We start from the raw sequence: 14,195 nt of genomic DNA, 5'->3' as shown, positions 1-14,195 counted from the left end.
AAAAGCGGCCCCGTCGCTGACTCAGAAGTCGACCGTCGCCGAAAGGAGGTAGGTGCGCGGGGTCGACAACGTCAAGCCAGGCTCGCTGTCATCCGAGGCCCCAGCCGAACTCCAGTAGCGTTTGTCCGCCACGTTCTCGACATTGGCACGTAGGGTGATGTTCTTTTCGTCAACCTTGAACGCGTAGCGTGCACCCACGTCGAAACGCTCCCAGGCGTCGATTTCCTTGTTGTTGGACTGGTCCAGATACTGCGAGCTGGAATAGAGGCCGCGACTGGTCAGGGTCAGGCCCTGCATGGTCGGTACGTCCCACTCGGCGCCCAGGTTGACGTTGTATTTCGGCGTAGCCGGTGCCCGGTTGCCGTCATAGGTGCCATTGGTGGTATTGGTCAACTCGCTGTCGATGTACATGACACCGCCGAGCAGGCGAAAGCCTTTGAGCGGTTCACCGAACACACTCAGTTCCACACCCGTGTTCTCACGCTTGCCGTTCGGGCCGAAAACCCGCGTCGTGGCGTTGGTCTCATAGGCCGGCTGCTTGATCCGGAACACCGCGGCAGTCACGGCGAACGCACCCGCGTCATACTTGGCGCCAACCTCGACCTGGCGGCTGATGAACGGCGGGAATATCTCGTCCTCGTTCACAGAGGTCGACGGCGCGATCTTGCCCTGGCTCAGGCCCTCCATGTAGTTGGCATACAGCGACAGCTTATCGGTTGCCTTGAACAGGATGCCGCCCGACGGAGAAACCTTTTCCTCATCGTAGGCAGTGGCGCCTTTGACGTCATCTGTCCAGTCATCAACCTTCACGCGCTGCCAGCGGGCGCCGAGGGTCAGCAGCAGCCGGTCATCGAAGAAGCCCAGCGTGTCGGACAACGCCACGCCGCTGAAGCGGTTCTCGGTGTAGACCTTCGAATCGAGTCGAGTCGGTCTGCCAGGAGTTGGTGTTTCCACCGGGTCGTAGAGGTTGCTGCGGGACGCGGCATAACGGGCGCCGCCATTTTCGAAATCCATGTAGAAATAGCTGGCGGCCAGGTTGATCTCATGGCTCACCGGGCCGGTATGAAACCAGTTGCGCACCCCTGCCGTGGCCGTCCGGACATTTTCGTCACGGGTGAAATCTCGCGGCTGAACGCTGAAATCGCCAGCGTCATTGGTGACAGCAACGGCATGCCGGAGAAAGTCATGATTGCTTTTACGCGCGCCCACACCGCCGTACAGCATGACGGAATCGCTGACATCGAATTCACCGTTCACCGCCCCGAACGTGTCGTTGGTGCTCGCCTTGCTCCAGGGCTGCGCATAGTTGTCGCGGACATCGTTCGCATTTGGAACTTTCGCATTGGTGCCGACCTGCACGCGCTCCTGCGGGGCGTCGGTATCACGTTCGGTGCGCCCGAGGTCTGTCGAGAGTCGCAGGCGCTCACCGCGAAAATCCAGGCCCAACACGGCCATCTCGCGGTCGACACTCTGATGATCCCATTCGGTGTCACCGGACTGCTTCACGCCGTTGAAACGAATACCGAATTTGTTGTCCTCACCAAAGCGCCGACCGACATCCACGGCCCCACCGACCTGGTTGTCGGAAGCGTAGCTACCGGTAAACGAAGTGATGGGCTTGTCGGTCGCGCGCTTGGGCACCACGTTGATTCCACCACCCACACTGCCCCGCGGCGAAATGCCGTTGATGAGCTGGGTGGGACCTTTGAGGATGTCGACGCGGTCGGCCATCGCCATGTCGATCGTATAGGTCGGCAAGACACCGTAGAGACCGTTGTAGGCGACATCACTGTTGAACAGGCTGAGCCCGCGAATGGTGAACTGCTCATAACGCCCACCCGCCGGGTTGGTGGCACGAACCGAAGGATCACTGGCGATCAGGTCGCCCAAGGTACGAGCCTGCAGGTTTTTGACCGCCTCACCGGTGTAGGTGGTCATGCTGAACGGCGTTTCCATAAAGTCTTTCGAGCCCAGCAAACCTTGCGAACCGCGGCGCGCGACCTGGCCGCCGGCATACACCTCGCCGTCCGCCCCGCCCGTGGCACCGAGAATCGAGGTGGGGGCCAGTTGCAGGCTGCTGCCTTCTGGCGCCGGAGTCAGGATGTAGGCCTGTTCGCCCACCGGCTGCAGTTGCAGACCAGAACCCTGCAACAGCCGGGCAAAGCCTTCCTCGACCGCGTATTCGCCGGAAAGACCAGGGCTGGTGCGACCGCCCACCAGTGCCGGATCGACCGAGAGATTGACGCCAGACAGACCGGCAAACCGGGTCAGCGCATCGCTCAGGCTGCCGGCAGGCACCTGATAATTGCGCCGGGCACTGTCTTCGGCCCAACTGGCATTGATGAACAACGGACTGGCACTCAGGCCCAACAACAGACTCAAGTGCAACAACGGACGCAGGCGGGAAGAAGCCGGACGCGGACAGCAAGGTATTACTGCGGGCATTGAAATAGCTCTCTTGATTCGTTCACATGCCTTGAATGACAAGCGAGCCGAAAAAAGGGGACAGGCTTCACACACTATTTTTGCGCGGCAGCAACGTCACCCAATACCGGGTATGTGAATGCACCTCCAGCGGCAGGCTGGCCGCGAGCAATGCGAGGACGCGATCGGTGTCGTCCAGGCGGAAACTGCCGGTGACCCGCAACGCTTCAAGCTCCGGCTCCCAACGCAGCACGCCCGGTCGATACGTGCTGAGTTCGCGCAGGAAATCTCCCAGCGGCTGGTTTTTCGCCATTAGCACGCCCTCTCGCCAACCCGGCGCAAGCACATCGAATGGGCTGATCGGCCCGACGCCGACGGCTTGAAGACTGACTTGTTGACCACTGCGCAAAGCCAACACCGGCCCCTGCAAGGGCTGCAATTGCACGGCGCCGCTGTACACCGACACACGGCAACCGCGCGCTTCCTGACGAACACAGACTTCGCTTTGGCTGACGATGATCTGTCCAAACTTCGTTTGGATCGTCAGCGGCGATGCACTCGGGACCTTCAGCGACAGTTCGCCCTCAATCAGCTTCAAGCGACGGCCCTGCAAATCCACATCGACGGCACTGGCCGTGTTGAGCTGCAAGGAACTGCCATCAGCGAGCTGCACCTGTTTGCGCTCTCCGGTGGCCGTATGCAGATCGGCTCGCCAGACATCCAGGGGCAATTGTCGACTGATCAGCCAAGCGGCCGGCACCAACGCCACCGCACCCAATGCACGCTTGAGTACTACACGCCGACCCGGCTCGGGGCGATCCAGACTTTTGAGCGCCAGCGCCGAAGGCAGACTGGCAAACCGCTGACGCAAGGCTTGAGCCTTCTGCCAAGCCTGCTCGTGACTGACGCAACTGTCGCGCCAACGCTGCAGATTCGCACGATCCTGCTCACTGGCACTTCCAGATTCCAGCAATGCGAGCCACTGCGCGGCAGCTCGCACCGCCTGACGGGCATCGGGCACCGGACTGTTCACAGTTCCACCAACAGGCAATGCTCATAGGCTTGCGCCATGTAGCGTTTGATCGTGCGCTCCGATACCCGCAGGCGCTCGGCGATTTGCTGATAGTTCAAACCTTCCAGCTGACTCCAGAGAAACGCCCTACGCACCGCCGCTGGCAGTCCATCGAGCAGTTCATCCAGGGCTTGCAGGGTTTCGAGCAACAACCAGCGCTGTTCGGGCGATGGCACACAGTCTTCCGGCAATGCCGCCAGTGCCGTCAGATAAGCCTGCTCAAGGCTTCGTCGTTTATAGAAATTACTCAGCAGGCGTTTGCCCACGGTCAGCAGATAGGCACGAGGCTCTTGCAGATCGGCAATTCGTTGAGAGCTGGCGAGCAAACGCAGGAACGTATCCTGGCTCAGGTCCGCCGCATCACAGCCATTGCCCATGCGTCTTCTCAACCAGCCTTCCAGCCAGCCACGGTGATCGCGGTACAGGTCGTGGAAGGTTTGCTCCTTCGGCATCGCTGCATCACTCATCTCAAGAAGCCCTGTGCCAAGGAGTTATCGTAAATGAGAGTGATTCTAATTAATGTCGGAGCTGTGAACCAAGTCCTTTATTCAATTGGGGCGCAGAAAGGTTGGGCGGGTAAGACGTGAGAGAGAAAAAGCCAAATCGCAGACACAAAAAACCCCGGTCTTTCGACCAGGGTCTTTGCTATCGACTCGAAACAGACACTGGCTTTACCAGCGGCTTGCTTCGTAGCTCCAAGGCGTTCAGTGGGCCTTGAAGCAGATATGGCGCAGCGGACGGGACTCGAACCCGCGACCCCCGGCGTGACAGGCCGGTATTCTAACCGACTGAACTACCGCTGCGTATCGCTTTGGACTTTCGCCCAAGTAACTCGTCTGACTGGAAAGCTTCGAGGCTTTTCAATCTCGAGGCAGGTAAACCTGACTCGGAAAATATGGCGCAGCGGACGGGACTCGAACCCGCGACCCCCGGCGTGACAGGCCGGTATTCTAACCGACTGAACTACCGCTGCGCGTCGGTGGAGGCTTTTAAAAGCTTCCATCTTGCTTTCGCAAGACTCTCGGAAGTGGTGGGTGATGACGGGATCGAACCGCCGACATTCTGCTTGTAAGGCAGACGCTCTCCCAGCTGAGCTAATCACCCGTTTGCATCTCCGAGGCCGCGAAATTTACGCAGGTACCGAAGCTAAGTCAATACCCTGCTTGAAGTTTTTCGAAAAAAGACAAAATCGTGTCATTCCGAACGAGGTCGGCAACCGTCAGACCGCTTTCGCGAGCAGGCTCGCTCCCACAGGGGACCGCGTTTATTCAGACAACATGCTTTCTAATGTGGGAGCGAGCCTGCTCGCGATGATGGCGGCACATTCAACATCAATGCTGGAGACAGCGCCCCATCCTATTACTCGCTGTAAATCATCTTCTTGGTCATGCCACCATCGACCACGAATTCCTGACCCGTGACGAAACCGGCGTTCTTGGACAGCAACCACGCCACCATCGCCGCCACGTCCTCGACCGTCCCTACCCTTCCCGCCGGATGCTGCGCATGATCGGCGTCGGTCAGTGGTTCGGCACGCCGCGCTGCCGGGTCTCGCGCGTCGATCCAGCCCGGGCTGACCGCATTGACGCGAATCTCCGGCCCCAAGCTGATGGCCAAGGCGTGAGTCAGGGCCAACAGACCGCCCTTGCTCGCCGCATAAGCCTCCGTGTCAGGTTCTGACTGCCCGGCACGGGTCGAGGCCAAGTTGACGATGGCGCCGTTGTGAGCACGCAGGTACGGCGCACAGTGCTTGGCCAACAGCATCGGCCCGCTGAGGTTCACCGCCAACACCCGGTTCCAGTAGGCCAGATCAAGGCTTTCCAGGGTGATGTTGTGCGGGTCGGCCACCGCCGCATTGCACACCAGCGCATCCAGGCGTCCGAACTGTCCCAGCACCTCAGCCACGCCCAGCGCCACCTGCGCTTCGTTCGCGACGTCCATGGCGATGAACCAGGCGTTTTCGCCAAGTACCTTCGCCACTTTCGAACCGCGCTCGCGATCCAGATCGGTCAACACCACCTGCCAGCCTTCGCTGATCAGCCAGGCCGCGATCCCCAGACCGATGCCGCGCGCAGCACCGGTGACCAGCGCGACGCGGCCATGGGTACCCGTAGTCGGCGTCGACAACTCGATCACAAGGCAGCCAACCCGCGCGCCAGATCGGCCTGCAGGTCTGCCACATCTTCCAGGCCAACCGCTACGCGGATCAGACTGTCACGAATCCCCGCCGCTTCACGCTCTTGCGGCGCGAGACGGCCGTGAGAGGTGGTGCTCGGGTGCGTGATAGTGGTTTTGCTGTCGCCCAGGTTGGCGGTGATGGAGATCAGGCGCGTCGCATCGATAAAGCGCCAGGCGCCCTCTTTGCCGCCCTTGACCTCGAAACTCACGACCGCACCGAAACCCTTCTGCTGACGCTGGGCCAGCTCATGCTGCGGATGGCTCTTGAGGCCGGCGTAATGGACTTTCTCGATACCGTCCTGCTGCTCCAGCCATTCGGCCAGTTGCTGGGCATTGGCGCAGTGCGCCTTCATGCGCAGGCTCAGCGTTTCCAGACCCTTGAGGAAGATCCAGGCGTTGAACGGGCTCAGGGTCGGCCCGGCAGTACGCAGGAAACCGACGACTTCTTTCATTTGCTCGCTACGACCGGCCACAACGCCGCCCATGCAACGACCTTGGCCGTCGATGAACTTGGTCGCCGAGTGCACAACGATGTCCGCGCCCAGCTTCAACGGCTGCTGCAACGCAGGGGTGCAGAAGCAGTTGTCGACCACCAGCATCGTGCCCTTGGCGTGCGCGATTTCCGACAGCGCCTTGATGTCTACCAACTCGGCCAGCGGGTTGGAGGGCGACTCGACGAACAATAACTTGGTGTTGGCCTTGATCGCCGCATCCCAGCCGGACAAGTCCGCCAGGGGGACGTAATCGACTTCGATGCCGAAGCGCTTGAAGTACTTCTCGAACAGGCTGATGGTCGAACCGAACACGCTGCGCGATACCAGCACGTGATCGCCGGCGCTGCACAGGCTCATTACCACCGCCATGATCGCAGCCATGCCGGTGGCAGTAGCCACGGCTTGCTCGGCGCTTTCCAGCGCGGCAATACGCTCTTCAAACGCGCGCACGGTCGGGTTGGTGTAGCGCGAGTAAACGTTGCCCGGAACTTCGCCAGCAAAGCGCGCAGCCGCGTCGGCGGCGGTACGGAATACGTAGCTGGAAGTGAAGAACATCGGATCACCGTGTTCGCCTTCCGGCGTGCGGTGCTGACCGGCGCGTACGGCCAGGGTATCGAACGCTACGCCTTCGAGGTCGCTGTCCAGCCGACCGGCATCCCAATCCTGACTCATGCTGTCACTCCTTGCCTTGTTCGGTAGTAGATACAAAACCGGCCTTGAGGCAGGACACCATTGTAGGAGCGAGGCTTGCCCGCGAAGAGGCCTTTGGGAACGCCAAAAGCTTCGCGGGCAAGCCTCGCTCCTACAGGCCGGTTCTTACTCAGTTGTTGTACAGATCAATGATCGCGCTGACTGCCTGGGTCTTGACCTTGGAGGCATCGTTACGTGCCTGCTCGATCTTGTTCAGGTAAGCCTCGTCGACGTCGCCGGTGACGTACTGGCCGTCGAACACCGCGCAATCGAATTTCTCGATCTTGATCTTGCCGCCACCGACCGCTTCGATCAAGTCAGGCAGGTCCTGATAGATCAACCAGTCAGCGCCGATCAGGTCAGCCACGTCCTGGGTCGAACGGTTGTGGGCGATCAGCTCGTGAGCGCTCGGCATGTCGATGCCGTAGACGTTCGGGTAACGCACGGCCGGTGCCGCGGAGCAGAAATAGACGTTTTTGGCGCCGGCTTCGCGAGCCATCTGGATGATCTGCTTGCAGGTAGTACCGCGAACGATCGAGTCGTCCACCAGCATCACGTTCTTGCCGCGGAATTCCAGCTCGATGGCGTTGAGCTTCTGGCGTACGGATTTTTTCCGTGCAGCCTGACCCGGCATGATGAAGGTCCGGCCGATGTAGCGGTTCTTCACGAAGCCTTCGCGGAACTTGACGCCCAAGTGGTTCGCCAGCTCCAGGGCCGCGGTGCGGCTGGTGTCCGGAATCGGGATAACCACGTCGATGTCGTGATCCGGACGCTCGCGCAGGATCTTCTCGGCAAGCTTCTCGCCCATGCGCAGGCGGGCCTTGTAGACCGAGACGCCGTCGATGATCGAGTCCGGACGCGCCAGGTAGACGTGTTCGAAAATGCACGGAGTCAGCGACGGGTTGGTCGCGCACTGACGGGTGTGCAGCTTGCCGTCTTCAGTGATGTAGACCGCTTCGCCCGGTGCCAGGTCGCGAATCAGGGTGAAACCGAGTACGTCCAGCGAAACGCTTTCGGAGGCGATCATGTACTCGACGCCTTCGTCGGTGTGACGCTGACCGAAAACGATCGGGCGGATGCCGTGCGGATCGCGGAAACCGACGATGCCGTAACCGGTCACCATCGCCACGACCGCGTAACCGCCGACGCAACGATTATGCACATCGGTGACGGCAGCAAACACGTCTTCTTCGGTCGGCTGCAACTTGCCGCGCTGGGCCAGCTCGTGTGCGAACACGTTGAGCAGCACTTCCGAATCGGAGTTGGTGTTGACGTGGCGCAGGTCAGATTCGTAAATCTCCTTGGCCAGTTGTTCAACGTTGGTCAGGTTACCGTTATGCGCCAGAGTGATGCCGTACGGCGAGTTGACGTAAAACGGTTGAGCTTCGGCCGAGGTCGAGCTGCCCGCGGTCGGGTAACGCACATGGCCAATGCCCATGTGCCCGACCAGGCGCTGCATGTGACGCTGATGGAACACGTCACGTACCAGGCCATTGTCCTTGCGCAGGAATAACCGGCCATCATGGCTGGTCACGATACCGGCAGCGTCCTGGCCGCGGTGCTGGAGGACGGTTAGCGCGTCATACAGCGCCTGATTGACGTTCGACTTACCGACGATACCGACGATGCCACACATGCGACGCAACCCCTACTTAATGGATCTGAACTGAACACAACTCACTGAGGCGTTTTGGCCGTCGGCAAGAGGTGCTCCTTGAACGGTATATCAGCGGGTACGCTGATTCCGCTGGCAAGCCACTGACTGCTCCACCCAAGAATCAGGTTTTTGGACCAGTCTGCGACCAATAGAAATTTTGGCACGAGCTGTGATTCTTTCCACCACCCGTCCTGCTGTACCGGCCCCAGGCTCAACAGCCCGACCGCCACGACCACCAGCAACACGCCACGCGCGGCGCCGAAGGCCATGCCGAGGAATCGATCGGTCCCGGATAGCCCGGTGACGCGAACCAACTCGCCGATAAGATAATTGATCATTGCGCCCACGATTAAAGTGGCGACAAACATGATGGCACAGCCCGCGATCACGCGAGCCGACGGCGTTTCGATGTATCCGCCGAGGTACTCGGACAATGAGCCACCGAACATCCAGGCAACGGCTCCTGCGATGATCCAGGTCAGCAGCGAGAGTGCTTCTTTGACGAAGCCGCGGCTAAGACTGATCAAAGCGGAGATGGCGACGATTGCAACGATCGCCCAGTCAACCCAGGTAAATGGCACAGTGCAGCCTACAGACAGATAAGGCGGCGCATTTTAGCAGAGCCCATGACTATCGGTAAGCTGAGATTGTCAGTGCTTTTAAAATCGGGGCGATAGCTTCAACCGCGCTCAGGCTGGAAACGCACCACAAAACCTTTGAGATTCTGCTGGCGACTCAACAAGTCTCGCAGACGATCGGCTTCCGCGCGCTCGATCAGCGGCCCGACGAATACCCGATTCTTGCCATCGGCGGAACGGATATAGGCGTTATAGCCTTGGCTGCGCAGGGTTTTCTGCAGGCTTTCAGCGCTCTCACGGCTCGACAGGCTGGCCAGTTGCACGGACCAGCTGACCGACAGACCATTGGCATCAACGCGGCTTGGGGTGGCAGCCGGCTTGGTCGGTGCAGCAGCGATTGGCTGGGCAGGTGCTGGCGCAGGCTTGGCGACTGGCACCGGAGGCGTGACCGGTTTGGCAGCTGGTGGCGCTGGTGGCGGTGCTACAGGAGCACTTGGCGCAATCGGCGTCGAAGGCGCTTGCTGCGCGGCAATTTCCTCATCGCTTGGCACAGGCTCCTGCGGCAACGCCTGCGGTTCAGGCACCACCACCGGCTCAATCTGCACTTGCGGCACAGCCGGTGCTTGCGGTGCAGCCGGCGCGTCGACACTCACCTGGCGCTGTTCGTCCTGACGGGAAAACAGCATTGGCAGGAAAATCACCGCCAACGCCACCAACACCAGGGCACCGACCATGCGCTGCTTGTACGCCTTATCCAGCAAAGCCATTTGCCGCTTCCTCCGTGGAGCGCCGGGCCAGCCATTCAAGGGCCTCGGCGACACAATAAAATGATCCGAACAACAGAATTTCATCGTCGCTCGTCGCCTGCGCGCACTGCCCTTCCAGGGCGGCGGCCACGCTGTCATAGGACGTTACCGAGGCACCAAGATCCTGCAACGCCGCGTGCAACTGCTCGACGGGCCGCGCCCTCGGCGAATCCAGCGGGGCGACAGCCCAATGCTGGACACTAGCATTCAATTCACCGACAACACCATCCAGATCCTTGTCCGCCAACAACCCGAACACCGCCAGACGCTTGCCTGCCGGCGGCCGACTGGCCAGACGACGGGCCAGGTATTCTGCCGCATGGGGGTTGTGCCCCACGTCCAGCAACACATTCAGACGCTTGCCCTGCCAGTCGAACTGACGGCGATCGAGACGACCGACCACGCGTGTCGCTTTCAAGGCTTCAATAATCTGTGCATCCACCCAAGGCAAACCGAGCAGCAGGTAAGCTTGCAATGCCAGTGCGGCGTTCTCCATCGGCAGATCGAGCAATGGCAGATCATGCAACTCGACTGCACGCCCTTGAGCATCAAGGCCGCGCCATTGCCAGTTGTGATCGGTGATACCCAGGTCGAAATCGCGCCCACGCAGGAAAAACGGGCAATTGAGCTCGCGCGCTTTATCCAGCAGAGGTTGAGGGGGATTCAGATCGCCACAGAGCGCAGGCGCGCCCTGGCGGAAAATACCGGCTTTTTCGTAAGCCACGGACTCACGGGTATCCCCCAGATAATCCGCGTGATCGACGCCGATGCTGGTGACCAGCGCCATGTCCGCGTCGACCACGTTGACCGTGTCCAGACGCCCGCCCAGCCCCACTTCCAGCACCACTGCATCAAGCCCTGCCTGTTGAAACAGCCAGAACGCCGCCAGGGTGCCCATTTCGAAGTACGTCAGGGAAGTGTCGCCACGACCGGCCTCGACCGCTGCGAAGGCTTCGCACAGCTGGGCGTCAGTGGCTTCGACGCCATTGACCTGCACCCGCTCGTTGTAACGCAGCAGGTGCGGAGAATTGTAGACACCCACGTTCAGGCCCTGCGCCCGCAGCAACGAAGCCACGAACGCGCAGGTAGAACCCTTGCCGTTGGTGCCGGTGACCGTGATCACCCGAGGCGCCGGCTTGCCCAGTCCCATGCGGGACGCTACCTGCTGCGAACGCTCCAGCCCCATGTCGATGGCCGAAGGATGCAACTGCTCAAGGTAGGCGAGCCACTCGCCAAGGGTGCGTTGGGTCATATGTTGGCAGGCACCGGCGGAACCACGATCGGCTCGATCGGCGCGGCGACGAATTTTGGTGTCGGCAGCCCCATCATTTGTGCCAGCAGGTTACCCAGACGCGGACGCAGTTCCTGACGGTGAATGATCATGTCGATCGCGCCGTGCTCCAGCAGGAACTCACTGCGCTGGAAGCCTTCCGGCAGTTTTTCGCGAACGGTTTGTTCGATAACGCGCGGACCGGCGAATCCGATCAGGGCCTTCGGCTCACCGACGATCACGTCGCCGAGCATCGCCAGACTGGCGGAAACACCGCCGTAGACCGGGTCGGTCAGTACCGAGATGAACGGAATGCCTTCTTCACGCAGACGCGCCAGCACCGCGGAGGTCTTGGCCATTTGCATCAGGGAGATCAGCGCTTCCTGCATCCGCGCACCACCGGAGGCGGCGAAGCAGATCATCGGGCAACGGTTTTCCAGGGCGTAATTGGCGGCGCGCACGAAGCGCTCACCGACGATGGCGCCCATCGAACCACCCATGAAGGAGAATTCGAAGGCCGATACCACGACGGGCATGCCCAGCAAGGTGCCGCTCATGGAGATCAGTGCATCTTTTTCGCCGGTCTGCTTTTGCGCAGCGGTGAGGCGATCCTTGTACTTCTTGCCGTCGCGGAATTTCAGACGGTCAACCGGCTCCAGGTCCGCGCCCAGTTCGGCACGGCCGTCAGCGTCGAGGAAGATGTCGATGCGCGCGCGAGCGCCGATACGCATGTGGTGGTTGCACTTGGGGCAAACGTCCAGGGTCTTTTCCAGCTCCGGACGATACAGCACCGCCTCGCAAGACGGGCATTTGTGCCACAGACCTTCAGGCACCGAGCTCTTCTTGACCTCGGAACGCATGATCGAAGGGATCAGTTTGTCTACTAACCAGTTGCTCATGCTTTCTTTCTCCAGTACCGGCGGCCCGAACGCTCTGGTTCGCAGCCCCGCGTATGCCCTTGAGCTAAATTCATATGTGTGGCGATGATTGATCGGGTGGCCGGGCCAGCGAGACGTGACCTGCGTACAACCCATCAATCCTCAGCCGTGCCTGCTGTGTGCAGGTGCACCTCTTTTGTACAGAGCAGTGGACGGCGGCAGTCTGCCAGCCGTCACATCAACATCCGGATCAAAAGATCGCAGCCTCGTTTCACTCGACAGCTCCTACAGGCTCCTGCGTACAGCTTTGATGAATGCCTGAATCTTTGCGTGATCCTTGATGCCCTTGCTCGCCTCTACTCCACCGCTGACGTCCACCGCGTAAGGCCGAACCCGGGCAATCGCCTCGGCGACGTTGTCCGGTGTCAAACCGCCAGCCAGGATGATCGGCTTGCTCAGGCCTTGCGGTATCAGAGACCAGTCGAACGCTTCACCGGTTCCCCCTGGAACGCCTTCGACGTACGTGTCGAGCAGGATCCCGCTGGCACTGGCGTAGGCATCGCAAGCTGCTGCGATGTCGTCGCCGGCCTTGACCCGCAACGCCTTGATGTATGGCCGATGCCAGCCTTCGCAGTCGGCCGCGGTTTCGTCGCCATGGAACTGCAACAGGTCCAGCGGCACGGCGTCGAGGATTTCCCCCAACTCGCAGCGGCTGGCATTGACGAACAAACCCACGGTGGTCACGAACGGCGGCAAGGCCTTGATGATCGCCCTCGCCTGCTGAAACGTCACGGCCCGCGGGCTTTTGGCGTAGAACACAAATCCGATGGCATCAGCCCCGGCCTCGACCGCCGCCAACGCATCCTCTATGCGGGTAATCCCACAAATTTTGCTGCGAACGGCTGACATGTCGATAGAACCTCAGGACAAATCCGGGAAAGTCCCGGATGGTAACAAAAGCGTTCGAGGGCGTCAGCCGTCAAGTTCCGAGAAACCGGTGAGGAAGTGTGGGCCGATGTAACGCTCGGGGAGCTCGAACTCGTCGCGGTACTCGACCTGAACCAGGTACAGGCCAAACGGATGGGCCGTCACCCCGCCGGAACGACGGACACGACTTTCCAGGACTTCCTTCATCCACTCCACGGGACGCTCGCCGGCGCCGATGGTCATCAGCACCCCGGCGATGTTGCGCACCATGTGATGCAGGAACGCGCTGGCGCGGATATCGAGCACGATCATTTTGCCATGGCGCGTGACGCGCAGGTGATGCAGCTCCTTGATCGGCGACTTGGCCTGGCACTGACCGGCGCGGAATGCGCTGAAGTCGTGGGTACCAACCAGATACTGAGCAGCCTCGGACATGCGCTCGACGTCCAGCGGGCGGTGGTTCCAGGTAATTTCATCGTTCAGGTGCGCCGGACGGATCTGATCGTTGTAGATCACATAGCGATAGCGCCGGGCGATGGCCTTGAACCGCGCATGAAAATGCGCCGGCATGACTTTGGCCCAACTGACGCTGACGTCATGGGGCAAGTTGATATTGGCGCCCATGACCCAGGCCTTCATTGAACGCTCGACCTGGGTATCGAAATGCACCACCTGACCGCAAGCATGCACACCGGCATCAGTGCGCCCGGCGCAGAGCAGCGACACGGGTGAGTCGGCGACTTTGGACAAGGCCTTTTCGAGGGTTTCCTGCACCGTGAGCACACCGGAGGCCTGACGCTGCCAGCCGCGATAACGCGAACCTTTGTATTCAACGCCCAACGCGATCCGGAAAAAGCCGTCGGCTGCCATTTCGGCGGCCGGATTATCTATATTTGCCAAGGGGTGACAGCCTGCTGATCTGCGCAAAGGCAGGCATTATAAGGCCGCCGGGCGGGGATGCCAGAGCCACATGATCTTCGTGCCCTACCCGACCGGTGCAATGTCGGCCTTGATATTGAACGGGATGCCCTCATCGCGAGCAGGCTCGCTCCCACAGGGGAATGGGTGACAGACACAAATGATGCGGACATCCCCGATCAAATGTGGGAGCGAGCCTGCTCGCGATGGCGGTGTAACTGCCGACAGTTGGGTTGAATGTGTCGGCCTCTTCGCGGGCAAGCCTCGCTCCTACAGGGGAATGGGTGCCAGGCACAAATGATG

At 60.6% G+C, this 14,195-nt stretch carries 12 protein-coding genes and 3 tRNA genes; all 15 read right to left on the bottom strand.

Annotated features, from left to right (window positions below; genetic code table 11):
* Positions 1 to 21 precede the first annotated feature (21 nt).
* The 15 genes from AB7M22_RS06880 to truA all read right to left on the bottom strand — a co-directional run bounded on the left by AB7M22_RS06880 (position 22) and on the right by truA (position 13,844).
* Complete coding sequence (locus AB7M22_RS06880) at positions 22 to 2,445, bottom strand: TonB-dependent siderophore receptor (RefSeq protein ID WP_454185664.1); 2,424 nt, start codon at positions 2,443 to 2,445, stop codon at positions 22 to 24.
* 67 nt (positions 2,446 to 2,512) lie between these two features.
* Positions 2,513 to 3,457, bottom strand: a complete 945-nt coding sequence (locus tag AB7M22_RS06875; protein WP_454185663.1) for a FecR domain-containing protein — start codon at positions 3,455 to 3,457, stop codon at positions 2,513 to 2,515.
* Positions 3,454 to 3,963: a sigma-70 family RNA polymerase sigma factor gene (locus tag AB7M22_RS06870; protein ID WP_007905929.1), complete on the bottom strand. Its 510-nt coding sequence runs from the start codon at positions 3,961 to 3,963 to the stop codon at positions 3,454 to 3,456. Before AB7M22_RS06870 ends, AB7M22_RS06875 begins: the two co-directional genes overlap by 4 nt.
* A gap of 259 nt (positions 3,964 to 4,222) precedes the next feature.
* Positions 4,223 to 4,299: transfer RNA gene (locus AB7M22_RS06865), tRNA-Asp, on the bottom strand.
* Positions 4,300 to 4,392: 93 nt separating this feature from the next.
* Positions 4,393 to 4,469: transfer RNA gene (locus AB7M22_RS06860), tRNA-Asp, on the bottom strand.
* A gap of 55 nt (positions 4,470 to 4,524) precedes the next feature.
* Positions 4,525 to 4,600 (bottom strand) — tRNA-Val (locus tag AB7M22_RS06855).
* Between the two features lie 255 nt (positions 4,601 to 4,855).
* Positions 4,856 to 5,632, bottom strand: a complete 777-nt coding sequence (locus tag AB7M22_RS06850; RefSeq protein ID WP_454185662.1) for an SDR family oxidoreductase — start codon at positions 5,630 to 5,632, stop codon at positions 4,856 to 4,858.
* On the bottom strand, positions 5,629 to 6,840 hold the full coding sequence (locus AB7M22_RS06845) for an O-succinylhomoserine sulfhydrylase (protein WP_048395135.1): 1,212 nt from the start codon (positions 6,838 to 6,840) through the stop codon (positions 5,629 to 5,631). Before AB7M22_RS06845 ends, AB7M22_RS06850 begins: the two co-directional genes overlap by 4 nt.
* Before the next feature lie 148 nt (positions 6,841 to 6,988).
* On the bottom strand, positions 6,989 to 8,494 hold the full coding sequence (gene purF, locus AB7M22_RS06840) for an amidophosphoribosyltransferase (RefSeq protein ID WP_007905939.1): 1,506 nt from the start codon (positions 8,492 to 8,494) through the stop codon (positions 6,989 to 6,991).
* A 41-nt stretch (positions 8,495 to 8,535) separates the two neighbouring features.
* A complete protein-coding gene (locus AB7M22_RS06835) occupies positions 8,536 to 9,096 on the bottom strand; it encodes a CvpA family protein (protein WP_008007221.1) in 561 nt (186 codons plus the stop codon).
* Positions 9,097 to 9,194: 98 nt separating this feature from the next.
* The gene (locus AB7M22_RS06830) at positions 9,195 to 9,860 is read right to left on the bottom strand and encodes an SPOR domain-containing protein (protein WP_454185661.1); all 666 of its coding nucleotides are present in this window, start codon (positions 9,858 to 9,860) and stop codon (positions 9,195 to 9,197) included.
* Complete coding sequence (gene folC / locus AB7M22_RS06825) at positions 9,844 to 11,151, bottom strand: bifunctional tetrahydrofolate synthase/dihydrofolate synthase (protein ID WP_454185660.1); 1,308 nt, start codon at positions 11,149 to 11,151, stop codon at positions 9,844 to 9,846. The genes AB7M22_RS06830 and folC overlap by 17 nt, the downstream gene beginning before the upstream one ends.
* Positions 11,148 to 12,068, bottom strand: coding sequence for an acetyl-CoA carboxylase, carboxyltransferase subunit beta (gene accD, locus AB7M22_RS06820; protein WP_007905946.1), 921 nt, complete (start codon positions 12,066 to 12,068; stop codon positions 11,148 to 11,150). Before accD ends, folC begins: the two co-directional genes overlap by 4 nt.
* A gap of 264 nt (positions 12,069 to 12,332) precedes the next feature.
* The gene (locus tag AB7M22_RS06815) at positions 12,333 to 12,956 is read right to left on the bottom strand and encodes a phosphoribosylanthranilate isomerase (protein WP_008007215.1); all 624 of its coding nucleotides are present in this window, start codon (positions 12,954 to 12,956) and stop codon (positions 12,333 to 12,335) included.
* A gap of 63 nt (positions 12,957 to 13,019) precedes the next feature.
* Positions 13,020 to 13,844 (bottom strand): tRNA pseudouridine(38-40) synthase TruA, encoded by an 825-nt coding sequence (truA, locus tag AB7M22_RS06810; RefSeq protein ID WP_454188762.1) that lies wholly within the window; start codon positions 13,842 to 13,844, stop codon positions 13,020 to 13,022.
* Positions 13,845 to 14,195 lie beyond the last annotated feature (351 nt).

This window comes from Pseudomonas sp. ADAK2 TE3594 (assembly GCF_053628675.1).
The sequence above is the reverse complement of the archived record's forward strand: the minus strand, read 5'-3'. Positions and strand labels throughout refer to the sequence as shown.